Origin of the sequence: Bacillus sp. DHT2, from assembly GCF_026241455.1 — a bacterium.
GTDB lineage: Bacteria > Bacillota > Bacilli > Bacillales > Bacillaceae_G > Bacillus_A > Bacillus_A pseudomycoides.
Genome location: NZ_JAPHWH010000112.1, coordinates 1 through 255, shown reverse-complemented (window position 1 = coordinate 255; position 255 = coordinate 1). Strand labels below are relative to the sequence as shown.

1 pseudogene is annotated in these 255 nt (G+C 34.1%); it reads left to right on the top strand.

Features of this window, described 5'->3' with window-relative positions:
* Positions 1-95: 95 nt before the first annotated feature.
* Positions 96-255 (top strand): annotated as a pseudogene (locus tag ORL93_RS31670) (ArdC family protein); the annotation flags it as partial.

Here is a 255-nt window from a genome sequence, read left to right as displayed (position 1 = left end):
AACTCATAAAATATGTGTTCCAACAGATTTAGAAACCTGGAATGAAGAAACGATGGATGAATTGATTGAAGCTTCTTCAAAGGGAGCGGAAATGAATGAGTAAAAAGCGTTCCCCTGTTTCATTTGAGGAGAAAAAACAAAAGGTAGTGGCACTAACAAAAAAGATGGAAAAGAGCATAGAAGGTTATTTTCGGTCACCAGAAGATTTAAAAGAACATTTATTATTTATGGCAAAGTTTTATCGCTATTCACCAT